At 73.6% G+C, this 25,164-nt stretch carries 15 protein-coding genes, 1 pseudogene and 1 riboswitch; of the genes and pseudogenes, 7 read left to right on the top strand and 9 right to left on the bottom strand.

Going from position 1 to position 25,164, the window contains the following annotated elements; translation table 11 throughout:
- Positions 1-167: 167 nt before the first annotated feature.
- The 5 genes from Sm713_RS03275 to Sm713_RS03255 all read right to left on the bottom strand — a co-directional run bounded on the left by Sm713_RS03275 (position 168) and on the right by Sm713_RS03255 (position 8,363).
- Positions 168-1,607 carry a hypothetical protein gene (locus Sm713_RS03275; RefSeq protein WP_212908184.1) on the bottom strand — a complete coding sequence of 480 codons (1,440 nt, stop codon included), beginning with the start codon at positions 1,605-1,607 and terminating at the stop codon, positions 168-170.
- Between the two features lie 120 nt (positions 1,608-1,727).
- Positions 1,728-2,966 carry a hypothetical protein gene (locus Sm713_RS03270; RefSeq protein WP_212908183.1) on the bottom strand — a complete coding sequence of 413 codons (1,239 nt, stop codon included), beginning with the start codon at positions 2,964-2,966 and terminating at the stop codon, positions 1,728-1,730.
- 149 nt (positions 2,967-3,115) lie between these two features.
- Positions 3,116-4,300, bottom strand: a complete 1,185-nt coding sequence (locus tag Sm713_RS03265) for a VWA domain-containing protein (protein WP_212908182.1) — start codon at positions 4,298-4,300, stop codon at positions 3,116-3,118.
- Between the two features lie 131 nt (positions 4,301-4,431).
- The gene (locus Sm713_RS03260; protein ID WP_249416048.1) at positions 4,432-7,179 is read right to left on the bottom strand and encodes a DUF5682 family protein; all 2,748 of its coding nucleotides are present in this window, start codon (positions 7,177-7,179) and stop codon (positions 4,432-4,434) included.
- On the bottom strand, positions 7,176-8,363 hold the full coding sequence (locus Sm713_RS03255) for an AAA family ATPase (RefSeq protein ID WP_212908181.1): 1,188 nt from the start codon (positions 8,361-8,363) through the stop codon (positions 7,176-7,178). Before Sm713_RS03255 ends, Sm713_RS03260 begins: the two co-directional genes overlap by 4 nt.
- 148 nt (positions 8,364-8,511) lie before the next feature.
- On the opposite strand from Sm713_RS03255, the gene Sm713_RS03250 reads away from it, so the two are divergent.
- Both Sm713_RS03250 and Sm713_RS03245 read left to right on the top strand, forming a co-directional pair.
- A complete protein-coding gene (locus Sm713_RS03250; protein WP_212908180.1) occupies positions 8,512-9,879 on the top strand; it encodes an SWIM zinc finger family protein in 1,368 nt (455 codons plus the stop codon).
- Between the two features lie 118 nt (positions 9,880-9,997).
- Positions 9,998-11,626, top strand: coding sequence for a DUF5691 domain-containing protein (locus Sm713_RS03245; RefSeq protein ID WP_212908179.1), 1,629 nt, complete (start codon positions 9,998-10,000; stop codon positions 11,624-11,626).
- A gap of 539 nt (positions 11,627-12,165) precedes the next feature.
- Here Sm713_RS03245 and Sm713_RS03240 read toward each other — a convergent pair.
- Positions 12,166-12,582, bottom strand: a complete 417-nt coding sequence (locus Sm713_RS03240) for a cobalamin B12-binding domain-containing protein (RefSeq protein WP_212908178.1) — start codon at positions 12,580-12,582, stop codon at positions 12,166-12,168.
- Positions 12,583-13,102: 520 nt separating this feature from the next.
- On the opposite strand from Sm713_RS03240, the gene Sm713_RS03235 reads away from it, so the two are divergent.
- A complete protein-coding gene (locus Sm713_RS03235) occupies positions 13,103-15,088 on the top strand; it encodes a M23 family metallopeptidase (protein WP_212908177.1) in 1,986 nt (661 codons plus the stop codon).
- Positions 15,089-15,149: 61 nt separating this feature from the next.
- On the opposite strand, the gene pcrA is transcribed toward Sm713_RS03235, so the two are convergent.
- Positions 15,150-17,630: a DNA helicase PcrA gene (pcrA, locus tag Sm713_RS03230; RefSeq protein ID WP_212908176.1), complete on the bottom strand. Its 2,481-nt coding sequence runs from the start codon at positions 17,628-17,630 to the stop codon at positions 15,150-15,152.
- 287 nt (positions 17,631-17,917) lie between these two features.
- Positions 17,918-18,138, top strand: a riboswitch (cyclic di-AMP (ydaO/yuaA leader).
- Between the two features lie 7 nt (positions 18,139-18,145).
- Here pcrA and Sm713_RS03225 point away from each other — a divergent pair.
- The 3 genes from Sm713_RS03225 to Sm713_RS03215 all read left to right on the top strand — a co-directional run bounded on the left by Sm713_RS03225 (position 18,146) and on the right by Sm713_RS03215 (position 21,700).
- Positions 18,146-19,285, top strand: a complete 1,140-nt coding sequence (locus Sm713_RS03225; RefSeq protein ID WP_212908175.1) for an NlpC/P60 family protein — start codon at positions 18,146-18,148, stop codon at positions 19,283-19,285.
- Positions 19,286-19,330: 45 nt separating this feature from the next.
- Positions 19,331-20,554 (top strand): IS4 family transposase, encoded by a 1,224-nt coding sequence (locus tag Sm713_RS03220; RefSeq protein WP_212908174.1) that lies wholly within the window; start codon positions 19,331-19,333, stop codon positions 20,552-20,554.
- A 408-nt stretch (positions 20,555-20,962) separates the two neighbouring features.
- Complete coding sequence (locus tag Sm713_RS03215; RefSeq protein WP_212908173.1) at positions 20,963-21,700, top strand: dienelactone hydrolase family protein; 738 nt, start codon at positions 20,963-20,965, stop codon at positions 21,698-21,700.
- A 27-nt stretch (positions 21,701-21,727) separates the two neighbouring features.
- Here Sm713_RS03215 and Sm713_RS03210 read toward each other — a convergent pair whose 3' ends face one another.
- Positions 21,728-22,081, bottom strand: a complete 354-nt coding sequence (locus Sm713_RS03210) for a hypothetical protein (protein ID WP_212908172.1) — start codon at positions 22,079-22,081, stop codon at positions 21,728-21,730.
- Positions 22,082-22,660: 579 nt separating this feature from the next.
- Positions 22,661-23,704 (bottom strand): annotated as a pseudogene (locus Sm713_RS03205) (endo-1,4-beta-xylanase); the annotation flags it as partial.
- A 703-nt stretch (positions 23,705-24,407) separates the two neighbouring features.
- Here Sm713_RS03205 and Sm713_RS03200 point away from each other — a divergent pair.
- Positions 24,408-25,157: a polysaccharide deacetylase family protein gene (locus tag Sm713_RS03200; RefSeq protein ID WP_212908170.1), complete on the top strand. Its 750-nt coding sequence runs from the start codon at positions 24,408-24,410 to the stop codon at positions 25,155-25,157.
- Positions 25,158-25,164: the final 7 nt, after the last annotated feature.

Here is a 25,164-nt window from a genome sequence, read left to right as displayed (position 1 = left end):
CGCAAAGGGGCGCGGGGAACTGCGCGAACAAGCGAGGACCCGGCCGCACCCGGCAGCGGACCCCAGCCACAACGGCGCCGAGAAGGGGCCGCGCCCCGTCCCGGTCACCGAAGACCGGGACGGGGCGCTTGGCTGGAGCGTCCGGAACGGACAGGTCACGCCGACGGTCAGAAGGCGGCCGTGCCCGACCCCGTCACATCGCCGACGACACCCTGCGCACCGTAGACCGCGTGCCCCGCGAGCCGCCCGGTGTCCGCGGCCGCCGTACCCGCCGTGCCCACGGCATACCCGGGCACCTCCCGCACGACCTGGCCGACGCCGTCGAGACCCTGCCCGGTGACCTGGTCCACCAGGGGCTGGGTGTGCCCGAGGACCCCCTGGCCGACGTAGGACGCGTCGCCCACCGCCTGAAGGCCCATCGGCACCGCGTCCCCGACCACCGCGGCGGCCCGGGCCGGCAGGCCGGCGTCGGCGACGGTCGACGGCACGTCACCGCGCCAGGTACCGCCCGGCGCCGCGGCGTCCGCCGCCGGCGCGGCCATCGTCCGCTGGACCATGCCCGGCGCGACGGGCCGCTGCCCGGCACCGGGAAGCCGGCCGAGCGCGTCGCCGACCGTGTCGCCGAGGGCCGGGTCGATGCCGGACACCACCCGCTCCGCGTGGGCCACGACCTGGCCGACGTCCACCAGCTGCGGCGCGAACGAGGACAGCGGGCCGAAGAGGTAGTCGATCTCGCCCTCGGCCGTCGCGTGCACCTGGGCCACCTGCTGCCCGCCCTCGGTGAGCGCCACGTCGGCGACGGCCTGGACCCCGGCCGTGACGCCGCGCGCGGTGTGGCCGGTCGCGCGCACGTCGTCGTGCGCGGCGCCGGTCGTGCCGTCGACGGTGTTCTGCGCGGTGTGCCCGGTCCCGTACAGGGCGTCCTGCGCGGTGCCCTCGACGGTGGGGACGGCGGTGCGGACCGTGGCTTCCGCGGTGGGAAGGACGCTCTGGACGGTGCCGTCCACGGTGGGGAGGACCGTGCCCTCCACGGTGGGGACCGCGTGCCGGACGGCGCCCTCCGCCATGGGGGCCACCTGCCGCACCGTGCCCTGCGCGGCGGGGACGGCGCCGTTCACCGTGTGCCCCACGGTGGGGACGACGGTCTCGTTCACGGTGTCCCCCACCGTCGCGCCGGTGTGGCGGACGGTGTTCTGGGCGCCCGGCACCGCGGTGTGCACGGCGTCGCCGGCCCTCGCCACCGTGCCGTCGGCCGTGCCCACGGCCGGGGCAGCGGTGTCCTGCACCGAGCGGGTGGTGCCCAGCAGGGCGCCGTGCACGGCTCCGCCGGTCTTCGGCGCCTGCCCGAGCACACCGCTGACATCGCCGTGCACCGCGTCCGCGGCGCCCCGGACGGTGCCGGTCGTGTGGTGGACGGCCGCGGTGGCCCGGTGCACCGTGCCGGCCACGGTGCCGTCGCCGGACACGATGCCGTGGTCGCCGGCCGGATCGGGGACGGAGACGGAGTGTGCCGAGAGGTCGTCCGCGCTGGCGACGGCGGAGCCGAGCGCCCAGGCGCCCGTCACTCCGGCCGCTATCACCAGGGAACGTCGGATGTTCTTGTTCATGTGTACGTCAGATCCTTCGAGTTCTTCGGCTGAAGGTCCGGGCTCGTGGGAGTCTCCCGGACGAGAGGGCAGACCTGCATCGCCCCCGCGCGACAGGTCAGGGGGGGTGAAAGGCCTGCCCTAGCCGGGGAATTCGAGGATGTCGCGGTACCGGTCGCGGACCGCCGCGGCGTGTTCCACGCCCATGGCGCCCGGTACGAGCAGCACCGGAACGCGCGTGCCCGACAGCAACGCGCCCAGCTCACCCGGGCGGTGGTGCGCCCCGGACCAGGCGTCCTGCGCCCCGTACAGCACCCCGGCGGGGTCGCCGCCGGGCAACGGCGCGGGTACCGGTCCCGGCCCCTCCTCGCCCGAGGTCGTTACGTGGCCGCCGCCGCGCGACGGGACGGCGCCGTGCGCCGCGCTGCCGTACGCGACCGGTGTCGGCGGGCCGAGCACGGCGCTCGCGTACCGGCCGGTGTCCGCTCCGCCCGCCCCGGGGCCGTGCGCGCCCTGTGCGGCGGGGTCTTCGGGGCCGTCGCCGCCGGGTCCGCCCGGACCGGGGAGGCCCGGCAGCGGGCACCCGGGCAGCGACGGAAGTTCCGGAAGCCGCGGCACCAGCCGCACGGCGACGTCGTGCAGGGCCCCCTCGGTGTCCCGTACCGCGTCCCGCACACCGTCCCGCACGCCGTCCGTCACCCCCGAGGCGCCCGTGCCGCCGGCGCCGGGCGCCGACGGCCGGGGTGCGGCGCCGCCGTGCCCCAGGTGCCCGAGGTGCCCGAGGTGCGGCAGGGACCCGGGCAGCACGGGGCCGGAGGGCCGGCCGGTGGCCGGGCCCGGGGATCCGGTGCGGTGCGCGGCCCCGGACGAGGGCACCGAGGGGTGGGCGCCGCCGGTCGCCACGCCGCCCGGGAACGAGCCCGGGTGCGTGGATGGGGCGGCGTGTGTGGCGTGTGTGGCGTGTGTCGCATGGTGCCGGGGCGCGGTGTGCGTGGCGTGGTGCACCTGCCCCGCCCCGGCCTGCGTTGCGTGATGCAGGTGTCCGGCCACGTGGCCGGACACGGTGTGCGTGGCGTGGTGACCCGCGGGGTGCCGGTGTGTCGCGTGCTCGGCGGGCCTGTCGGTGCGGTGCGTGCGGTGCGTGTGGCGTGTGGTGTGCTCGGCGGGGTGCCGGTGGGTGGCGCGGTGCGGGTGCCCGGAGTTCGGGGCCCCGAGGTTCGACGGCCCCGGCACGTGGGCCGCGTCCGGTACGGAGACGGGCACCGACGGCCCGCCCTGCTCGGCGTGCGCCCGTGCCCCGCAGACCATGCCCAGCACGACCAGACCGCCCACCAGCAGCGCCACCTGGAGCGCACGCCTGCTCGCCGCGGCGCCGAACATGCGCGGAGCGGCTTCGGGCAGGAGCGTGGCTGGCCTCAGGATCGTCGGTCCTCCTGGACGAGCGGACGGCACAGCGGATGGAACCATGTGCTCCCATCACACCGTGGCCGATCCTTGCACGGAACTCGGGAGGTTGCGCAAGACCCGCGTTACTGTTGACCACTCTTGTCCGGTATGGGAAGTGGGCGTTTCTCGATCGCCGCGGCCATCACCTCCGGGAAGAGTTCCGGCGTGCAGGCGAAGGCCGGCGCGCCCAGTGCGGCGAGCGCCGCGGCGTGTTCGCGGTCGTAAGCGGGCGCACCCTCGTCGGAGAGCGCGAGCAGCGTCACGAACTGCACCCCGGATGCCTTCATCGCCGCCACCCGCTTCAGCATCTCGTTGCGTATCCCGCCTTCGTAGAGGTCGGAGATGAGGACGACGACGGTGTCCGCGGGGCGGGTGATCCCCGACTGGCAGTACGCCAGCGCCCTGTTGATGTCCGTGCCGCCGCCGAGTTGGGTGCCGAAGAGCACGTCGACGGGGTCGTCGAGCTGGTCGGTGAGGTCGACGACGGCGGTGTCGAAGACGACGAGCCGGGTCGCGATGGACCGCATCGACGCCAGCACCGCGCCGAACACCGAGGCGTACACGACGGACGCCGCCATCGAACCGGACTGGTCGATGCAGAGGACGACCTCCTTCTTGACCGCCTGCGACGCGCGGCCGTAGCCGATCAGCCGCTCGGGGACGACCGTCCGGTACTCGGGCAGGTAGTGCTTGAGGTTGGCCGCGATGGTGCGCTGCCAGTCGATGTCGTGGTGGCGCGGCCTGCTGATCCGGGCGCTGCGGTCGAGCGCGCCGGTGAGCGTGGCCCGGGTGCGGGTCGCCAGCCGCTTCTCCAGGTCGTCGACGACCTTGCGGACCACGGCCCGTGCGGTCTCCTTGGTGGTCTCCGGCATGGCCTTGTTGAGGGAGAGGAGCGTGCCGACCAGGTGGACGTCCGCCTCCACGGCCTGGAGCATCTCCGGTTCCAGCAGCAGCGCGGAGAGGCCGAGCCTGTCGATGGCGTCCCGCTGCATGACCTGCACCACGCTGGACGGGAAGTACGTCCGGATGTCGCCCAGCCAGCGCGCGACGGACGGCGCGGAGGCCCCGAGGCCCGCCGAACGGTCCCTGCCGCGCCCTTGCTTGTCCCCCTTGCCGTAGAGCGCGCCGAGTGCGGTGTCCATGGCGGCGTCCCGCCCGGACAGGCCGTGACCGGTGCCGTCGGCCGCGCCCCCGCCCAGCACCAGGCGCCAGCGCCGCAACCGCTCGTCGCGGTGTCCTTCCGCCTCTCCGCCCGCCGGTCCAGCCACTTCGCGGGCGGGTTCGGGAGCGGGGACGGGTTCGGGTCCGGCTCCAGGGGCGGGTACGGGTTCGGGTCCGGGTGCGGCATCGTCCGGGAACGGTGCCTCCGGTTGTGTCGCCTCGTGTGTCGAAGCCGTCGTCATCGGGCCACCCCCACCTGGTCGTCGAGCGTCTGCGTCCCTGATTGCACCGATGGGGATGATCCTGCTGGTCGGAGGCCCAGCAGCAGGGAGAGCACGGGGAGCATGGCGTCGGCGCGCGCCGTGTCCAGCTCGGTGCCGAAGCCCGGCAACGCGGTCCCCGCGGCGACCGGTGTGGCCCCGCAGGATGCCGGGCCGCGGCGCACCAGCTCGCCCAGGGTGCGGCGCACGCCCGGCTCGTACGCGGAGAACGTGCGGCGCAGCAGCGGCAGCACGTCCGTGAACGCGCTGTCCGGGACGGAGCCGAGCCAGCCGTCGACCAGCCCCAGCAGCCGTTCGTCGTGCACCAGGAGCATTCCGGAGCCGGAGCCTCCGCCGACGAACCCGTCGATCCAGGCCGCCGCGTCGGCGGGCGCGGTGCCCGGCGACAGGGCAAGGCTCATCCGCCGGGCGGCCTCGTCCTGCGTCGACGCGCCCTCGTCCAGCAGCAGCCGGGCACCGCGGCCGCGCAGCACCCCGGGCACGGAGTCCCGTCCGGCCAGCATGCCCAGTACCGCGTGCCACCGGCCGCGCATGCCCGTGGCGGCGGGGCGCACGGGGTGGGAGCCGGGGTCGTCGCCCGTACCGGCGCCGTCCCCGGCGCCCGAGTCGGCTTCCGCTCTCCCGGGGCTCTCCCCAGCGCTCTCCGCATCCGCGGCCGGGGCGTCCTCGGCGTCCGCCAGCAACCCCACCGCGCCATGCACGGCGTCCACATGGCGGCGCATGTCCGCGGCGGCGTCGGCGTCCAGGGAGGCGCAGGCGGGCGGCAGGCCGACGAAGACGCGCTCGGCCAGGCCCGCGGCGACCTCGCCGAGGGCGCGGGTGTCGGTGCCGCGGACGTCGCCGTAGCGCAGGGAGCGGACCAGGGCGGGGAGCGCCTGGGCGAGGTGGCCGACGTCCGTGTCCAGGGCCGCGCGGTCGGCGAGGGTGCGCATCACCTCGGGGAGCGCGTCGGGGAGTTCGGCGAGCAGGCAGCGCTCGGCGAGGGCGGTGACGTCGGAGAGCGTCTGAGCCGTGGTCGCGTCCGAGCGTGCCTTGGCCGTCGCCGCGGCGGACACCGTCGTTCCCCAGACGCCGGCCTCGGCGACGCGCACCGACAGCTCGGGCTCCCAGCGCAGCCGCCAGGTCTCCCGGAAGGTGCCGGTGCTGCCGCGCGCCGAGGCCGCGGGCTCGCCCCAGGGCACGCCGAGCAGGAGCAGGCGGTGCAGGAGCCGGCTGCGGGCGGCGTCGGTGTCGCGCCGCAGGTCGAGGTCGAGCTCCCGCTCCAGCGCCTCCGGCTTCAGCCGCAGCGTCTTCTGCCGCCTGGCCAGGTCGCGCTGGAGCGGCACGGCCGGGGCCGACTCGGGTACCTCGCCGAGGACGTCGCCGACCACCAGCCGGTCGTGGATGAGGGCGAGCGGCACCTGGGAGCCCTCGCACATCACGGCCTTCACTGCGTCCGTGGCCTCCGACAGGCCCGGCAGCGGCCTGCCGCGCAGCGCCGCGAGCGCCTCCGCCAGCCGGACCGCCTCGATCACATGGGCGGAGGACACGATCCTGTCCTCTTCCCTGAGCAGCCGGGCGACCTTCGTCATCCAGCGCTCCATGGGGCGGTCGCGTGCCTGGAACAGGTGGCCGTACCAGCCGGGCGAGTCGATGCCCGCGCCGTACCCGCTGTCCTTGGAGAGCCTGCGGTGCGTCCAGGGCACCCAGGTCAGGTCGGCCTTGGCCTTGGGGAGCCCCTTCAGCAGGGCGCGGTCGGCGGCGACGGTGCTGCGCTGCCGCAGCGCGGGCACGTGCCACGCGCCGCATACCACGGCCACCGCGCTCCCGAACTCCTTGCCCGCGGCGCGCAGCTGGAGGCGCATGTGGGCCTCGCGGACCAGGTCGCGCCGGGAGCCCGCTCCGTACGCCTCGCGGAGCGCGGCCATCGCGTCGGCGAGCGCCTCGAACGGCGCGAACGCGTCGCCCGTGGCGCCCCGGTGCTCTACGACGTCCTCCCACCAGCGCTCCGGGTCGTCGTACCCGGCGGCTTCGGCGAGCACGGCGAGCGGGTCGATCCGCACCTCGTGCCGCGGCGCCTCGCCGGAGCCCTCGCCCTCGCCCTCAGAGCCTCCTTCGGGCCCGGCCGAACTCCCGCCCCCGTCCGCGCCCGCGCCTTCCCCTTCTTCCTCTACTTCCTCTACTCCCCCTTCGCCTTGGGCGCGGCCCCGCGGGCCGTCCTCCCCGGCGTCGCCGGGACCGCTCCCTTCCGGCTCCTCGGCAGGGCGCCACGCGAGCGAGTGCGCGGCGGGCAGGTCGATGAAGCGGACCGGGACGTCGTGCGCCAGCGCCCACCGCAGCGCCACCCACTCCGGCGAGAACCCGGCGAGCGGCCAGAACGAGGAGTTCCCCGGCTCGTCCACCACATGCGCGAGCAGCGCCACGGGCGGCCGCATGGCGGGGTCGGCGGCCAGCGGCACCAGCGCGTCGGCCTCCGGCGGCCCCTCGATCAGCACCGCCCGGGGCGCCGCCGCGTCCAGCGCGGCCCGCACCGCACGCGCCGACCCCGGGCCGTGGTGCCGCACCCCCAGCAGCAGCGGCCCCCGGCGCCCCTGGCCCGCGCCGCCCGCCGGCTCGGCCCCGGCCACCGGCACCGGCACCGGCACCGGCACCACCGCAGCAGCCCCCTCCCCCGACGCGGCCGTGGACACGACTCCCGTGACGCCCGCGGGCACGGCCCCCGTCATGCGCTCACCTCCCGGCAGGCGCGGTAGAAGTCCTTCCAGCCGTCCCGCTCGCGGACGACGGCCTCCAGGTACTCCTGCCAGACGACCCGGTCGGCTGCGGGATCGCGGACCACCGCGCCGAGGATGCCGGCGGCGACGTCACCGGAGCGGAGCACGCCGTCGCCGAAGTGCGCGGCGAGGGCGAGGCCGTGGGTGACCACGGAGATCGCCTCGGCGGTGGAGAGCGTGCCGCTCGGCGACTTGACCTTCGTACGGCCGTCGGAGGTGATGCCCTCGCGCAGTTCGCGGAAGACCGTGACCACCCGGCGGATCTCCGCCATGCCCTCCGGGACGGCGGGCAGGTCGAGCGAGCGGCCGATCTGGTCGACGCGCCGGGACACGATGTCGACCTCGGCCTCCGCGCTCTCCGGCAGCGGCAGCACCACCGTGTTGAAGCGGCGGCGCAGGGCGCTGGAGAGGTCGTTCACGCCGCGGTCGCGGTCGTTGGCCGTGGCGATCACGTTGAAGCCGCGGACCGCCTGCACCTCCTGGCCCAGCTCCGGTATCGGCAGGGTCTTCTCCGAGAGGATCGTGATCAGCGTGTCCTGCACGTCCGCGGGGATGCGGGTCAGCTCCTCGACGCGGGCGGTCATGCCGGTCGCCATGGCGCGCATCACGGGGCTGGGGACGAGCGCGTCACGGCTCGGGCCCTGCGCCAGCAGCCGGGCGTAGTTCCACCCGTAGCGGATGGCCTCCTCCGGGGTGCCCGCGGTGCCCTGCACCAGCAGGGTGGAGTCGCCGCTGATCGCGGCGGCCAGGTGCTCGGAGACCCAGGTCTTGGCGGTGCCGGGCACGCCGAGGAGGAGCAGGGCGCGGTCCGTCGCCAGCGTGGTGACAGCGACCTCGACGATGCGGCGCGGGCCCACGTACTTGGGTGTGATCACCGTGCCGTCGGCGAGCGTGCCGCCGAGGAGGTAGGTGGCGACGGCCCACGGCGAGAGGCGCCAGCGGGGCGGGCGCGGCCGGTCGTCCTGCCCGGCGAGCGCGGCGAGTTCGGCGGCGAACGCCTCCTCGGCGTGCGGACGCAGCGCCTCGGCCGGCGCCGCGGAGCCGGAAGCGGACGGTGCCTCGGGCACCGGCACCTGCCCGCCCTCAACCGGCCGTTCGGTCGGCTGCCCGGGTGTGGGTTCTGCGGATGCGGACATGGCTCTCCCCCTCGTGCTCCGGCCGGCCCGCCGAGGACCGGCTGCGATCTGTCCCCAACTCTGCACCGACCCACTGACAATCGGCCTTGACCTGCACCGATGCATGATCTCGAACAGGTTGTCAGTGCCCGGACCTAGGGTCGGGAACATGACTGAGCAGGGGGTGCGCTGGACGGCGGACCAAGTGCTGGCACTGGCTCCTGACGCCGCGTCACGCAAGGCGGGAAGCAAGCTCGGCACGGCCGGGCCGTGGTCGGAGGCGGGCAGCGCCGGGGGTTCGGTGTGGGGCCTGTGCAAGGGCAGCGGCAGCAGGCCGTACCAGACGATCGTCGACGTCGCGGGCAGCGAGGGCCCGGCGTACAAGTGCAGCTGCCCGAGCCGGAAGTTCCCGTGCAAGCACGCGCTCGGGCTGCTGCTGCTCTGGGCCGGCGAGGACGGCTCGGTGGCGCCGTCCGAGGCTCCGGCCTGGGCCGGGGAGTGGCTGGACGGGCGCCGCAGGCGGGCGGCGGAGCGGCAGGCTCCCGCGCCCGAGGAGGCGGGGGCCGACGCGGCGGACCCTGCGGCCCGGCGGCGCGCGGAGTCCAGGGCGCGCAAGCGGGCCGAGCGGATCACCGCGGGCACCGCCGAGCTGGATCAGCGGCTGTCCGACCTGCTGCGCGGCGGCCTCGCCGGCCTGGAGCAGGCGGGGTACGGCGTCTGGGAGGAGACCGCGGCCCGGATGGTCGACGCGCAGGCGCCCGGCCTCGCGGCGCGCGTGCGGGAGCTGGGGTCCGTCGCCGCGTCGGGGCCCGGCTGGCCGATGCGGCTGCTGGAGGAGTGCGCGCTGCTCCACCTGCTCGACCAGGGCTGGCTGAACAGGCAGGCGCTGCCGCCCGACCTGGCCGCCGCCGTCCGCACCCACGTCGGCCTGCCCTCCGCCGCGCAGGAGCCGCCGGAGCGCGACACGTGGCTGGTCCTCGCGCAGTACGACACCGTGGACAGCCGCCTCACGACCCGCCGCATATGGCTGTACGGCACGGCGTCGGGGCGTTCGGCGCTGGTGCTGTCGTACGGCACGGCGGGCCGCGCGCCGGGGCTCGCGCTGCCGGTGGGGCTCGCGTTCGACGCCGAGTTGTCGGGCCGTCCGGGTTCCGGGCAGCTCCGGGCCGAGCTGGGCGAGCGGTTCGGCGCCCCGTCGCCCAGCACCGCCCGGCCCGCCGGCACGGGCACCGAGCAGGCGGCAGCCGAGTACGGCACGGCGCTGCGGGCCGACCCCTGGCTGGAGAGCTGGCCGGTGGCGCTCGGCCCCGTCATACCCGTCCCCCTGCCGGACCGCTCGGGCTGGCAGCTCGCCGACGCGGACGGCGGCGGCGCTCTGCCCGTGACCCCCGCGGTGGCCGCCTCTCCCGGGTTGTGGCGGCTCGTCGCGCTCTCCGGCGGCGCCCCCGTCACGGTCTTCGGCGAGTGCGGCCACCGCGGCTTCACTCCCCTCGCGGCCTGGCCGCAGGGCCCCGGCGAGACGGTGGCGCTGTGCTGACGGCCGCCGGAGACCGCGCGGGCACCGGGAAGCCGGGGTCCGGCTCGCGCACGGACCGGCCCCGCCTCCCCGCGGACACGCATCGGACGACGACACGAGAGAGGTGGCGAGGTACGCCATGACCCCAGTGACGAGCGGGGCGGCCCCGGCCGCGTGGGAGGACCTGGTCACCGCGGCGCTGCTGGGCACCGACCGCCGCAGGCCCCCGGTGCGGGCCCGGGACGGCGATCCGGCCGCCGGGCTGCTGGACGCCGCCGCCGCGCACACCCTCCGCCGCCGCGCGGGAATGCGCCCGGCACCGGCGGCACCGCTGCCGCACCGCGCCGCGCCCGACGACCGCCCCCCGTTGCCGCCCGCGGCCGTCCACAGGCTGGCGATGCTCCTCGCCGACCGGCCCGGCACCGGCTCCGGCGGCCGGCGGGGCTCGGCACCCGACCTGCTGGAGCTGCTGCCGCAGTGGCTCAGGACGGCGAACGCCCAGGGCTACGCCGCTCCCCCGCACCTGCTGCCGGCCCTGCTGGACGCGGCACGCGCGCGTACCGACCTCCGACGGCAGGTCCTCACCTTCGCGGGGCCCCGGGCGCTGTGGCTGGCCCGGCTCAATCCTGACTGGAAGTTCGCGCTGCGCGCCGCCCCCGGTGGCGGGGCGCTGCTGCCCTCACCGGAGGACGGCGCGCGGGTGCGGCGGTTGTGGGAGGAGGGCCTGTTCGCCGAGCGGGTGGCGCTGCTCGCGATGGTCCGGCGGCACGACCCGGCGGCGGCGCGCGACCTGCTCGCCACCACCTGGTCCACGGAGCGGGCCGAGGACCGCCTGATGTTCCTCGACTCGCTGCGCACCGGCCTGCGCGCCGACGACGAACCGTTCCTGGAGCAGGCGCTGGCCGACCGCAGCCGCAACGTCCGCGCCGTCGCGGCGGAGTTGCTGTCCGCGCTGCCCGGCTCGGCCCTCGCCGCCCGGATGGCGGACCGCGCCGCGGCCTGCCTCTCGCTGGAACGGACGGACGGCGAGCCCACGATCGCGGTGGAGGCGCCGCACGCGTGCGACGCGGCCATGGAGCGCGACGGGATCACGCCGAAACCGCCGGCCGGACGCGGCGAGCGGTCCTGGTGGCTGGGGCAGCTCATGGAGGCGGCCCCGCTGGCCGCCTGGGTGGGCCGGTTCGGCGGCCGGAGCCCCGAGGAGATCGTGGCGCTGCCGGTGGCGGACGAGTGGGCGGGCGAGCTGCACGCCGCGTGGTGCCGAGCGGCGGTGCGGCAGGTGGACGCCGCGTGGGCCCGCGCGCTGCTGGGCACGCCCGCCGCGCCGGGCACCGGTGGCCCGGGCGGCGCCTCGCTGGCCGAGCGGGCGAAGCTGCTCTCCGTGCTGGCGGCGGAGGAGCGGGCCGCGTGGGTGGCCGGGTTCATCGAGGCGCACGGCCTGTCCGAGGCGTTCCAGCTGCTGGGCGGCTGCCCGGCGCCCTGGGAGGAGCGGCTCGGGCGCTCGGTGGTGGACGCGCTGAACATCGCGCGGGACGCGGGCGGTTACCCCTGGAGCTTCAGCGGGGTGATGGGGCTCGCCGAACGGTGCCTTGATCCCTCCGCGGGAGGGCGCCTGGAGGGGCTCGCGGCTGTACCCGACGATGCGGAGAACGCCAGCCCAGGGGCTGGGGCCTACTGGGCGGAGGCCTTTCAGCGCCTCCTCAGCACGTTGCGCTTGCGCGCGGCCATGCACGCCGAGCTGACGGCACCGGGTGAGCCCATGCGGTGACCCCGCGGGGGCGGCTTCCCCGGCCCGGGGACGGTGCCCCGCACCCGTTGGGCAACCCAGCCCCCACGTCCACCACCAAAGGGGCACGGGGTTGGGGGTACCTCCCCCGCCCTTCAGGCAGGGGGGAGCGACAAGCCACCGCGAAACCGTCAGACCGCCACTGCCCCAAGGGGGCGCTTCTGTCGCATCCAGACCACCCGCCGGTGGTGGTTGCTCGCGCAGTTCCCCGCGCCCCTTTTCGGGGCGCGGGGAACTGCGCGAGCAACCACGACGAAACCGGTAGATCGCCACTGGCCCAAAGGGACACCTTCTGTCGCATCCAGACCAACGGCCGATGGCGGGTTGCTCGCGCCCGCGCGGCGGAGCCGCACATCGATACAGCCCCGCGCCCCTTCCGGGGCGGAGGGAGGCCGCACCCGCCGCGACGACCGGAACCGCAACCACGCCCACCGGAGTGACTGGAACCAGCGCCGCACCCCGCCAGGGGTAACCCGACCGGGGTCCGGGGTGCCCCCGAAGGAAGTGGTGCCGGAGAGCGGCTACGCCTCCGCAGGCTGCCGCACGTTCGCGCGGACCCACTCCACGATCGACGCGGTCGTCGCACCGGGCGTGAAGATCTCCGCGACCCCCTTCTCCTTGAGGAGCGGAATGTCCGCCTCGGGGATGATGCCGCCGCCGAACACCACGATGTCCTCGGCGTCCCGCTGCTCCAGCAGTTCCAGGACGCGTGCGAACAGGGTGTTGTGCGCGCCGGAGAGGATGGAGAGGCCGATCGCGTCGGCGTCCTCCTGGATGGCGGTGTCGACGACCTGCTCCGGCGTCTGGTGGAGGCCCGTGTAGATCACCTCCATGCCCGCGTCGCGCAGCGCACGCGCGATGACCTTGGCCCCCCGATCGTGGCCGTCGAGTCCCGGCTTGGCCACCACCACGCGGATCGGCCCGGCTGCCACACCCATCACTGCCTCCATAAACCGGCGAACGTTCTCCCCAGCATCCCGCACCCGCCCGTCCCGCGCCCCAGGGCGAGGGGGAAATCACACCGTGGCGCGCTGGACACGGCGGCACGGGCGCACGACAGCACGGGCAAGCCGCCGGAACCCGGCAAATGGACACAACCGGCCACTGGCGGAACCCGGCAAAAAAAGCGACCGGCCGCCCCGCGCGACCCGGACCACCTGCCGCTAAACCTCGGATTCTCTCGAACATGTTTCGAACGCATCGCCAAGGATGCATCCAGGCCGCGGCAAAAGGGGGCTGAATGCCCGGTTCCCCCTTCCCTTGGGGCGGCGGAAGATTGTCGCGCCCGCGTACTGCCGGGTACAGTCGCCGCACTGCTCCGCCTCTGGGGGGCGGTGACCCGGGAGCAGCCCTCCCGTCCTCAAGGAGTGGGCCCCTCCCACGCCCTTGAGGCAATGGGGGAGTTCGCAACCTGTCGACAGTCCCCCAGCCCCTGCTGTCGAGGCGAAAGAGAAGTAGGTGAACGACCGTCATCCGTCGGGGGACCCCTACCCCCCGGCCCCGGCTCCTGACGCCGACTATGCGTCGTACCCGTCGTACGACCAGCAAGGCGTCCAGTACGGCGGCCAGACCGGCTATGACGGTTACAGCACCTACGCCGCGGGCGGCACCGCCACGGCGACCGCCCCCTACGCCACCGACGGCTACGACACCGGCCACTACGCCACCGGCGCCTACACGTCCGGCGGTTTCGCCGCGGACGGCTTCGCCACCGGCAGCTTCACGCCCGGCGCGTTCGCCGCGGGGAACTTCGAGAGCGACCCCCTCTTCGGCGACCTCCCCGGCGCCGAGGGCGGCACCGCCTCCTCCGACGCCACCGGCTCCTACCCGACCGGCCAGTGGGACGCCGCCGCCCAGGACCCGTACGGGTACGCGGCGCAGCAACACCAGCAGCAGGGCACGGACTTCGGGACCGCCGGATACGACGGCTACGGCAGCACCGGGTACGACACGAGCGGCCAGTGGGACGCCACGGCGTGGAACGGCGGGGGCGAGTGGGAAGCCCACTCCTACGCCCAGCAGGCACCCGCCGCCCAGCAGGACCCGCTCTTCGGGGCGGAGTACGCGGACCCGCACCAGTACGACCCGTACGCCTCCCAGAACCTGGCCCCCCAGGACACCGGGACGCACGGCTACGACTCCCCCGACGCGGCGCACCAGGGCTACCAGGCCGGCGGCGTCTCCCCGGCGGAGTCCGCGGGGGGCTACGAGGCCCACCCGTACCAGGACCACGCCGCCGCCCATCCCGACCCCGGGATGGAGTACGCGACGGACCCCTCCGCGTACGCCGAGGGCCTCGAGGCTCCGTACGGCGACGGCAGCGAGGGCCACTACGGCGACGGGTACGCCTACGACGGCGCCCCGGCCGCGGACGGCGCCTACGGCGAGGCCCCGGGCACCGGTCACGAGGACCCCGCCTACGACGGCGCGGGCGACGCCTACGACAACCCCGGCTACGACGACCCCGCCGGCGCGCACGACCCCGCGGACACCGACCACTACCGCGACGCGGACCACTACGGCGACGCCGACTCCTACAGCGACGCCGACCGTTACGGCGACGACGACCCGTACGCGGACGGGGACGGGGACGGGGACGACACCGCGGACGACGCGGCCACCGCGGCGCTCCCGGAGGAGGCCCCCGGCGGGGATCTGCCCCGGCAGCGTTCCGGCGCCACACCCGTCCGTCCGGGCTCGCGCGGCGCGGCGTCCCGTGCCCGTGCCCGCCGCCGCCCCGCGAAGCGCTCCGCGCTGCTGACCGTGGTTGTCCCGTCGGCGTGCGTGATCGGTGTGGCGGGCGTGGCCGCCGCGGCGGTCGGGGGCGGTGGGGACGACAACAAGGACGTCGCCGCGTCCGGCACCCCCGTCAAGCCCTCCGTGGCCAACAACAAGCTCGACACCCAGCTCGAGAACCTCTCCGTGGACGCCGGCGACTTCGCCGACCGCGCGAGCCGTACGCAGGAGCGCATCGACCTCAAGGCCAAGCAGGAGGAAGCGCGCAAGAAAGCTGCGGCGGAAGCGGCGCGCAAGGAGGCGCTGCGGCCGAAGTTCGTCCTGCCGGTCACCCAGAAGGGCCTCAGCGCCTACTTCGGGCAGTCGGGCGAGAACTGGATGTCCCTGCACACCGGCATCGACTTCCCCGTCGCCTACGGCACCCAGGTGATGTCCGCGATCGACGGCACCGTCACCACGAAGTACAACGTCGCCTACGGGAACATGGCGATCGTCACCGCCAAGGACGGCACCCAGACCTGGTACTGCCACCTGTCCAGCTACAAGGTCAGCCCCGGGACGACCGTCAAGGCGGGCGACGTCATAGCCTTCTCCGGCAACTCCGGCAACTCCACCGGCCCGCACCTCCACTTCGAGGTCCACCCGGGCGGCGGCGCGGCGGTCGACCCGCTCCCGTGGCTGCGCAGCCACGGCCTCGACCCGACCTGAGCCGACCCGGAGCACCAGCACCCGGCCCCGCCCCGAGCAGGGGCGGCGCCCGGCACCGGGCCTACAGCTTCTCCACCGGCGCGTACCGCAGCAGCAGCTTCTTCGGCCTGTCGTCGCCGAAGTCGACCGTCGCCTTGGCGTTGTCGCCGGTGCCCTCGACGGAGACGACCGTGCCGAGGCCGAACTGGTCGTGCGTGACGCGGTCCCCGGCGACGAGCGAGATGACCGGCTTCTCCGACGCCCGGCGCGTGGCGAACCCGGAGGCGCCCGAGGCGGCGCTGCGGGACCGCGAGGAGGAGAGCGAGGCGGCGACACCGCTCGCGGCGGAGACGGAGGCCGAGGGGGCGGAGGGGCCCGTCCGCTTCCAGTCCACGTGCTGCTCGGGGATCTCCTCCAGGAAGCGGGACGGCGGGTTGTACGCGGGCTGGCCCCAGGCGCTGCGCAGCGCGGCGCGGGTCAGGTACAGCCGCTCCCGGGCGCGCGTGATGCCCACGTAGGCGAGCCGCCGCTCCTCCTCCAGCTCCTTGGTCTGCCCGAGGGCGCGCATGTGCGGGAAGACGCCGTCCTCCATGCCGGTCAGGAAGACCACCGGGAACTCCAGGCCCTTGGCGGTGTGGAGGGTCATCAGCGTGATGACGCCGGCGCCCTCCTCGTCCTCCTCGGGGATCTGGTCGGAGTCGGCGACCAGGGCCACCTGCTCCAGGAAGTCCGCCAGCGTGCCGGTCTCGCCCTCGCCGCGCTCCTGCTCGAACTCCAGGGCGACGGCGGCGAGCTCCTGGAGGTTCTCGATCCGGGTCTCGTCCTGGGGGTCGGTGGAGGACTGGAGCTCGGCGAGGTATCCGGTGCGCTCCAGGACGGCTTCCAGGACGGTGGCGGGCCCGGCGCCGGACTCGACGACGGTGCGGAGGTCCTCCATCAGGGTGTTGAACCTCTTGATGGCGTTGGCGGAGCGGGCCGCCATGCCGTAGGCCTCGTCGACGCGGCGCAGCGCCTGCGCGAAGCTGGTCCGCTCGCGCTGGGCAAGGGCGTCGATCATCGCCTCGGCGCGCTCGCCGATGCCCCGCTTGGGGACGTTGAGGATCCGGCGCAGCGGTACGGAGTCCTCCGGGTTGGCGAGGACGCGCAGGTAGGCGAGGACGTCCCGGACCTCCCGGCGCTCGTAGAAGCGGACGCCGCCGACGACCTTGTAGGGCAGGCCGACGCGGATGAAGATCTCCTCGAAGACACGGGACTGGGCGTTGGTGCGGTAGAAGACCGCGACGTCGCCGGCCTTGGCGTCGCCCGCGTCGGTGAGGCGGTCGATCTCCTCGGCGACGAACTGCGCCTCGTCGTGCTCGCTGTCGGCGACGTAGCCGGTGATCCGGGCGCCCGCGCCGGCGTTGGTCCAGAGGTTCTTGGGGCGGCGGCTCTCGTTGCGCTCGATGACGGCGTTGGCGGCGGTGAGGATCGTCTGCGTGGAGCGGTAGTTCTGCTCCAGGAGGATGGTGGTGGCGTCCGGGTAGTCCTCCTCGAACTGGAGGATGTTGCGGATGGTGGCGCCGCGGAAGGCGTAGATCGACTGGTCGGCGTCGCCGACGACGCAGAGCTCGGCGGGCTCCGGACCCGCCTCGCCGCCCGCTGCCTCGGGGCCCGGTGCCGTTCCGACCAGCTCGCGGACGAGCGCGTACTGCGCGTGGTTGGTGTCCTGGTACTCGTCGACGAGGATGTGGCGGAAGCGGCGGCGGTAGTGCTCGGCGACGTCCGGGAAGGTGCGCAGGAGGTTGACCGTCGTCATGATCAGGTCGTCGAAGTCCAGCGCGTTCGCCTCGCGCAGGCGGGACTGGTACAGCGCGTAGGCCTGCGCGAGGGTCTTCTCGAAGCCGTCACTGGCGGACCCCGCGAAGTCCTCCTCGTCGATCAGCTCGTTCTTCAGGTTGGAGATCTTGGCGCTGAACGACTTGGGCGGGAAGCGCTTGGGGTCGAGGTCCAGGTCGCGGCAGACGAGGGCCATCAGGCGCTTGGAGTCGGCGGCGTCGTAGATCGAGAACGAGGACGTGAAGCCGAGCTTCTTGTACTCGCGGCGCAGGATGCGCACGCAGGCGCTGTGGAACGTCATCACCCACATCGCGGCGGCACGCGGGCCGACGAGCTGCTCGACGCGCTCCTTCATCTCGCCCGCGGCCTTGTTGGTGAAGGTGATCGCGAGGATCTGGCCGGGGTGGGCGCGGTGCAGCGCGAGCAGGTGCGCGATGCGGTGCGTGAGCACCCGGGTCTTGCCGGAGCCCGCGCCGGCGACGATGAGCAGGGGGGAGCCGCTGTGCGCGACGGCGGCGCGCTGCTGGTCGTTCAGCCCGTCCAGGAGGGCGTTCGGGTCGGCGGCGGGGCGGGGGGCGCCGTCGCGGTAGTACGCCTCGCGCGGCGGCGGGGCGTCGTACCTGCCGCCGAACAGGTCGTCCGGGACCTCCTCCGGGCCCGGGTCCTCGGGCGGCGGCGGGGGCTCCTCCTGCGCGCCGTGGGACGCCTGGAGGCCGGCCAGGAAGTGATCGTCAAAGAGGCTGCTCATCGTCTACCGAGTCTAGGCCGCGGCACCGACACCCGGGCGCCGTCGGCCCACTTGTCACCACTCCGGCAACCCTCGCTCCCCGCGCGAGCGCTCCCAGAGCCCAGGTGGCCACGGATCCCACACCGAACCGCCGGGGAATCACCACAGGCGGTGGCTACCCGCTCACGCAACGCCAGAGTCACGGAAATGTATAGGGCGTATCACACAACACCCTTCACAGCAGTCACATGAGTTGGCTAACGTGCCGGTCGGGCAACCCGTACCCCCGCCGGCGAAGAGCGCCGGGCCGGGTCGCCCCGCCGAGTCCGGTGTGCCCTCGCGGGCCCTCCGGAGCCGGGGACCCAACGGAGCCGGGCAGCCGACGGCACCTGGGGTGAATCGGCCCCGCACGGCAGAGCCCGCGCACGTCCGCGTGCCGGAGAACCGCCGTACGAGGCCGTAGGGCAGCCTTCCGTACCACCCGCCCGAACCCGACAGCTAACCCGGTAGGCGGCCCACGGAAGGAGTCGCCCTCAGTGGCGTCGCACCGCAAAGCGCAGAGCACCAGCACCTTCGGGGGCCTGCGCACTCCCCCCGCCCTCGTTCCCGCCGTCGGTGTCACGACGGCCGCCCTGACGTCGGTGGCCCTGCTGGCGTCGAGCGCGCAGGCCGCGCCCGCGAAGCCCAGACCCTCCATCGAAGAGGTGCAGAAGCAGGTCGACGGCCTGTACCACCAGGCCGGTGTCGCCACCGAGAAGTACAACGGCGCCAAGGAGCACGCGGACGCCCAGCGCAAGCGCGTGGACGACCTCCTCGACCAGATCGCCAAGGGCACGGAGAAGCTGAACACCGCACGCCAGGAGCTCGGCTCGTTCGCGGCGGCCCAGTACCGCACCGGCGGCATCTCCGACACCGCCACCCTGCTGCTGGCCGAGGACCCCCAGCAGTACTTCGACGACGACCACCTGATGAGCCGGCTCACCGACCGGCAGAAGGTCGCCGTCGACAGCTTCGAGAAGCAGCAGGCCGCGACGGCGAAGAAGCGCACCGAGGCCGCCAAGAACCTGACGGAGCTGACGCATTCGCAGGCGACGCTCCGCAAGACCAAGGAAGACGTCCAGAAGAAGCTGAGCACCGCGCGGACCATGCTGTCGAAGCTGACCGCCGAGCAGAAGGCGCGCCTCGCGGCGATCGAGCGGCAGAAGGAGGAGGCCGCCGCCCGCAAGGCGAAGGAACTGGCCGCCCAGCAGGCCGCCGCCGCGGAGAAGCAGCGGGAGCAGGCCGGGAGCAGCGGCAGCGGATCGAGCAGCGGATCCAGCAGCACCTCGACGATGGGCGCCCAGGCGGTGGCGTTCGCCAAGGCCCAGCTCGGCAAGCCGTACGTGTGGGGGGCCACCGGACCCGAGTCGTTCGACTGCTCCGGCCTGGTGCAGGCGGCCTGGAAGACGGCCGGCGTCTCCCTGCCCCGCACCACCTGGGACCAGGTCAAGGTCGGCACGACCGTCTCCACCACCGAGGCCAGGCCGGGCGACCTGGTCTTCTACTTCTCCGACATCAGCCACGTCGGCATCTACATAGGCGACGGCAACGTCATCGACGCGCCGAGGCCCGGGAAGACCGTGGAGACGATCCCGATGACGTACATGCCGATCTACAGCGTGGTGCGGCCGGGCTAGGTCCAATGCCGGTGACTTAGGTGTCCTGGGCTCGTTGGTTGTGGTGTGGCGAGGGTGGGGCAGGTCAAGTCGTCTGTGGGTGAGCGGTTGTCGGACCGGATCGCGATCGGGGTGTTGACGCGTTCGTTTCCGCCGGAGCTGGTGGATGAGGTGATCGCGGAGGCCGGGCGGGGCGAGCAGCGCAATCGGCTGCTGCCGGCCCGCGTGGTCGTGTACTTCGTGCTGGCGATGTGTCTGTTCTTCGGGCAGCCGTATGAAGAGGTCGCGCGGCTGCTGGGCGAGGGGCTGGGGGACCGGAAGCGGTCCTGGCGGGTACCGACGACTGCCGCGATCGGGCGGGCGCGTCGGCGCCTGGGCGTGCAGCCGTTGAAGATGCTGTTCGCGCGGGTGTGCTGTCCGGTGGCGGTGCCGCAGACGGCGGGTGCCTGGTATCGGCGGTGGCGCCTGGTGGCGGTGGACGGCACGACCCTGGACCTGGCGGACACCGCGGACAATGACAGCTTCTTCGGCCGCCCGGGTTCGGGGCGGGGGACGGGTGCATTCCCGCAGGCCAGGGTAGTGGCGCTGGCTGAGTGCGGGACGCACGCGGTGTTCGGCGCGGCCATCGGGCCGCTGTCGGTGAGCGAGCCGGTGCTGTCCCGGCAACTGTTCGGCGAGCTGCGGGCGGGGATGCTACTGCTGGCCGACCGGGGCTTTTACGGCTTCGAGTTGTGGCAGGCCGCCCGGGCCACGGGCGCGGACCTGCTGTGGCGGATGCGTAAAAGCGCGGCCCTGCCCGTGGTGCAGGTGCTGGCCGACGGCTCCTACCTCAGCACGATCCATGCCGAGCCGGACCGCAGGAGCCGCCGCAACCCGGTGGTGGTCCGGGTGATCGAGTACACCCTTGCCCGCACCGGCGATGCCACCGTCTACCGCCTGCTGACCACCGTGCTCGACCCTGAACAGGCACCGGCGAAGGACCTGGCCGCGCTTTACACCCAGCGGTGGGAGATCGAGACCACACTGGACGAGATCAAAACCCACCAGCGCGGCCCGAAGCTCGTCCTACGCTCGAAGTACCCGTGGGGCGTGGAGCAGGAGATCTACGGCTTCCTCCTGGTGCATCACGCCATCCGGCAGCTGATACACCGGGCCGCCACCGGCCACGGTCTTGATCCCGACCGGCTCTCCTTCACACGCTCCCTGCGGATCGTGCGCCGCCAGGTCCCAGCCCAGGCGGCGTTTTCCCCCCGGCAGACTCGCCCGGGCGCTGACCCGCACCCTGGCTGAGATCGCCGAACGCCTGCTGCCCCCACGCCGCCACCGGGCCTGCCCCCGAGTGATCAAACGCAAGATGTCCAACTGGCGACTCAAACGGGCCGAGCACCACCACCAGACACCACCCGCACCAGACACCGTCACCATCACTCGGCGGAACAGAACCTAAGTCACCGGCATTGGGGCTAGGTCGTGTCCGGCAACCTCTGCGGCGACGGCTCCGTGGCATCCGGCCACGGAGCCCCCGCGAAAACCCGTTGGAGGAGCGCGGCGGCCGCTGCTACGTTTCCGGTGGCCGTGCGAGAGAACGAGGAGGTGGTACCCGTGAACGCGATATCGACACGGGTGCTCCCCTCCGGGGTCACGGTCGGGCGATAGGTCGTCCGGGAGCGCCACCCGGCACTCCCGAAAGGCACGACCATGCAGTTCACTTCCGAACGGCGCCTCGACGACGGCGTCCTCGAACGCGACTTCACCCTCGGCGAGATCCCCGGCACCCTGTGGGCGCCCGGATCCGCCTCCGCATCCGCACCGGCGCCGCTGATCCTGCTCGGCCACCCCGGCGGGCTGCGGAAGATGTACCCCCGGCTGGTGGGCCGGGCCCGGCACTCCGCGGCCGAGGGCTTCGCCACGGCCACCATCGAACTCCCCGGAAGCGGTGACCGGCCCCGTTCCGCCGCCGCCGAGCAGGCACGCGCCGACCTGCACCGGGCGCTGGAGGCCGGCGAGCCGGTCGGTGAGGAGATCGTGGACCGGCTCGTCCTGCCGCTGGTCGAAACGGCGGTCCCGGAGTGGCAGGCCGCCCTGGACGCCCTCCTCTCGCTGCCCGGGATCGGCGGCCCGGTCGGGTACTCGGGGGGAATGATCTCCATCGGGATCCGGCTGGCGGTGGTCGAGCCGCGCATCGCGGCCGCCGTCCTGTTCGCCGGGAGTTACGTGCCCCGCGCCCTGTTCGAGGAGGCCCGGCGGGTCACCATCCCGCTGCACGTCCTGCTCCAGTGGGACGACGAGGGGAACGACCGGCAGCGGGCCCTGGACCTGTTCGACGCCTTCGGCTCCAGGGAGAAGACGCTGAACGCCAATATGGGCGGGCACGCCGGGGTCCCGCAGTCCGCGGGGGACGCCGCGGCGGGGTTCTTCACCCGGCATCTGGGCTAGCAAGCACCAGGTGGGGGCAGCACGCCCTCAGGTCCACAGCACGGCGATGAAGATGTTCGCCACGGTGAGCGCGCCCACCGTGGCGAACGCTCCCTTGTCCACCGTCTCCTCGTCCCGCTTCACGTAGACCAGCCCGAGGATCACGATCAGGAAGGCGAGCTTGATGCCTATCTTGACGGCGTTCACAGGGTGGTCGCCGGCTTCGTTGAGACCGACCAGGACGACGCCGGTGACCAGCATGGCGAGGGCGCCGTGCAGCATCGGGGCGCTGAAGCGGGCGCGGTTCTCGCCCACCGCCTTCACCTGGGTGAGGAAGCCGCCCAGCAGCGAGGCGATGCCGATGATGTGCAGGCCGACGAAGAGATGGGTGAGTATGTCCATGTCCCGGAGCCTAAGTGGACCGGTTTCCGGCCTGGCGGCCGGGTCGACCTGATCTTGCGGTGGGCCTGTGCCAAGGCCGACCTGGCGGTGGGCCTGTGCCGCGGCAGGGGCGCGGGGAACTGCGCGCTCAGCCCGCGCGGCGCGTCCGCCGGGCAACGACCGCAAGGGGCTCGACGGGCCCCGACAGGGGCGCGGGGAACTGCGCGCTCAGCCCGCGCGGCGCGTCCGCCGGGCGACGACCGCAAGGGGCTGGACCCGTCCCGACAGGGGCGCGGGGTGGGTGTACCTCCCACGCCCTTGAGGCAGGGGGGAGCGACAAGCCACGACGCGCCTGCGGCGGGCCAACGGGCACAGCCCCACCGCCAGGTGAACCGGACCGGCCCCGGCCGGGGCGGGGTTGGCCGGGGCCGGAGCTGGAGGCCGCTGCCGTGGCCGGCGGACGGTGCCGGACCACGGCAGCGCACCGCCGCACGGAGCCGAGCGGGGACCTGCCCGTGCGCGGCTCACGGCACGGCGGCCGGGAGGAAGCCGCCGCACCGCGCCGCCGGACGGGGCGAGCAGCCTGAGCGGCTAGCTGTTCAGCGCCGACAGGACGGAGTTGTACGCCTGCTTCTTCTGGTAGTTGCCGTCGAACAGCAGCGGCGTGTCACCGCTGCGCCACGAGTACTTGTCCGTGACGCCCCACACAGTGATGCCGTCGCACTTCGCGATCGCGAGGCAGGCCTTGGTGACCCTGCTGTAGCTGTCGGCCTGCGACTGCCCCGAGCCCGCGACGTCCATCTCCGTGATCTGCACCGAGACGCCGAGGTCGACGAAGCGCTGCAGGTTCTGCTGGAAGTCGGAGGGGACCGGCGACTGGGAGTTGAAGTGGCCCTGGAAGCCGACGCAGTCGATCGGGATGTTCCGGCTCTTGAAGTCCTTGACCATGTTGTAGACGGCGTTGCTCTTCGCGTTGATGCCGTCGATGTTGTAGTCGTTGTAGCAGAGCTTCGCGGCCGAGTCGGTGTTGCGGGCCGTCTGGAAGGCGTGCTCGATGAACGAGTTGCCGATCTTGTCCTGGAACGGCGAGGAGCGCCGCGCGCCGCTGCTGCCGTCCTGGAAGGCCTCGTTCACCACGTCCCAGGCGAAGATCTTGCCCTTGTAGTGGTTCATCACGTTTCTGATGTGGTTGTCCATCACGCTGGTCAGCTCGCTGCCGCTGCCGATCCCGCTGACCCAGCCGGGCAGCTGGGAGTGCCACACCAGCGTGTGGCCGCGCATCCGCATGCCGTGGGACGTGGCGTGGTTGACGATCGCGTCGCCGCCGCTGAAATTGAACTGCCCGCGGTTCGGCTCGGTGGCGTCCCACTTCATCTCGTTCTCGGGCGTGGCCATGTTGAACTCGCGGTCCGCCGTCTGCGCGTACTGCGCCTCGCCCAGGTGGCCGTTGCTCAGCGCGGTGCCGAAGTACTTGCCCTTCGCGGCGGCCGCGGCGCCCAGGGTGGAGCCGGCGGCGTGCGCCGAGCCGCCGGTGAGGGCGACCAGGCCCGCGGAGGCGAGCGTGCCGGCGAGGCCCAGGACCAGCGCCCTGCGGAGGCCAGGCCGCGCGGGGGCCGGTCTGGTCGTGCGGGATTGCTCGGTCATTGCTTTCCCTTCGTCCGTGGGGGCCGGACGGCCAGTGGGCGCACCGTCCGGGGATGCGTCGTGCGATGACAGGCCGCGGCACGGGGGGGGTGCGCGTACGGCCGGGTCGTGCAGGACCGCCGGGAGCGGCAGGGCTGGCGGAGCGGAGCGACAGCGCTGTGGCGCAGAGTGACGATGGAAGGGGAGTATGCACGGCCCCCGGAGCAACGTCAACGTTACTTACCGGAAATATTTCGACCCCTTCTCGCGCCACCTACCCGCCGAATGACGCTCTGATCTGCGTGTATGTCGAGGCGTTCGAGTGTCCGGACGGAAACAGCGCCGGTTGGAGGAGTTTCGGCCTTCGAAAATTTCGAGTTCGGCGCCGGGACGCACGGATCCAGGGGCCGGGAGAGCGGCGCCCGCGTCGTCCCCGAGCGCCCGTGAGCACCCGCGAGCCCCGTCACGCCCGCCGCTCACGGATGCCGTACGGCCTCGGATGCCGTCCTCGTCTCCGGGAGTCCGAAAGCTTTCGGTCTCCGGCGTCGTCCCTGGATACCCGGCACATCGGCGGCCACGTCGGTATTTCGCGGGCTCCCAGCGCCTGTTGAGCCGCATGCCAACCATGCGAGAAGGCTTGCGCGGCGAAAACAACCGGTGCACACTCCGGAATGTTTCACGCCTGGAGCGGCGGCCGGAGCGCGCCTCACCCTTTGGAGGAAGCATGCGCACATCACCAGCCCGTGGCACCAAGCGCCGGGGAACGTTACGCGCGGCCCTCGTCGCCGCGCTGCTGACCGCGGCGGCCACCGTGCTGTCGACCGCTCCCTCGCCGGCCGCCCCCGCGGCGCCGGACGCGCAGGCCGGTGTCTGGGCCTCCTGCCCCAACGGGTACGTGGGACTGACCTACGACGACGGCCCCAACGCGTCGTCGACCACCCAGCTGCTGAACGCCCTGAAGTCGGGCGGCGCCAAGGCGACGTTCTTCATCTGGGGCCAGCACGCGCAGCAGCGCCCCGACCTGCTCAGGCAGGAGCAGGCGGCGGGCATGTGGATCGGGAACCACACCTGGACCCACCCCCACATGACCCAGATCGGCGAGCCGAACGCCTACAACGAGATCTCCCAGACCCAGAACATCATCCAGCAGACCATCGGCCAGCGGCCGACGCTGTTCCGCCCGCCGTACGGCGAGACCAGCACCCAGCTCAAGAACGACGAGCGGCAGCTCGGCATCACCGCCGAGGTGCTGTGGAACGTGGACAGCCAGGACTGGAACGGCGCCAGCACGGCCCAGATCGTGCAGGCCGCGTCCACGATGAGGAACGGCAGCATCATCCTCATGCACGACGGCGGCTACCAGACCACGATCCAGGCCGTCCCGCAGATCCTCAGCGGCCTCGCCTCCCGCGGCCTGTGCCCCGGCAAGATCGTCAGCGGCTCGAACCTCCAGCCGGTGGTGACGGCGCCGTGAGCTGACG

The organism is Streptomyces sp. TS71-3, from assembly GCF_018327685.1.
GTDB lineage: Bacteria > Actinomycetota > Actinomycetes > Streptomycetales > Streptomycetaceae > Streptomyces.
The sequence above is the reverse complement of the archived record's forward strand: the minus strand, read 5'-3'. Positions and strand labels throughout refer to the sequence as shown.

What these genes read in the sequence shown, in the direction of transcription:
- Sm713_RS03210 (WP_212908172.1), bottom strand. Translation starts at nt 22,081, where the DNA reads ATGGACATACTCACCCATCTCTTCGTCGGCCTGCACATCATCGGCATC.
- Sm713_RS03215 (WP_212908173.1), top strand. Translation starts at nt 20,963, where the DNA reads ATGCAGTTCACTTCCGAACGGCGCCTCGACGACGGCGTCCTCGAACGC.
- Sm713_RS03240 (WP_212908178.1), bottom strand. Translation starts at nt 12,582, where the DNA reads ATGGGTGTGGCAGCCGGGCCGATCCGCGTGGTGGTGGCCAAGCCGGGA.
- Sm713_RS03250 (WP_212908180.1), top strand. Translation starts at nt 8,512, where the DNA reads ATGACTGAGCAGGGGGTGCGCTGGACGGCGGACCAAGTGCTGGCACTG.
- Sm713_RS03255 (WP_212908181.1), bottom strand. Translation starts at nt 8,363, where the DNA reads ATGTCCGCATCCGCAGAACCCACACCCGGGCAGCCGACCGAACGGCCG.
- Sm713_RS03260 (WP_249416048.1), bottom strand. Translation starts at nt 7,179, where the DNA reads ATGACGGGGGCCGTGCCCGCGGGCGTCACGGGAGTCGTGTCCACGGCC.
- Sm713_RS03275 (WP_212908184.1), bottom strand. Translation starts at nt 1,607, where the DNA reads ATGAACAAGAACATCCGACGTTCCCTGGTGATAGCGGCCGGAGTGACG.
- Sm713_RS03200 (WP_212908170.1), top strand. Translation starts at nt 24,408, where the DNA reads ATGCGCACATCACCAGCCCGTGGCACCAAGCGCCGGGGAACGTTACGC.
- Sm713_RS03270 (WP_212908183.1), bottom strand. Translation starts at nt 2,966, where the DNA reads ATGTTCGGCGCCGCGGCGAGCAGGCGTGCGCTCCAGGTGGCGCTGCTG.
- Sm713_RS03245 (WP_212908179.1), top strand. Translation starts at nt 9,998, where the DNA reads ATGACCCCAGTGACGAGCGGGGCGGCCCCGGCCGCGTGGGAGGACCTG.
- pcrA (WP_212908176.1), bottom strand. Translation starts at nt 17,630, where the DNA reads ATGAGCAGCCTCTTTGACGATCACTTCCTGGCCGGCCTCCAGGCGTCC.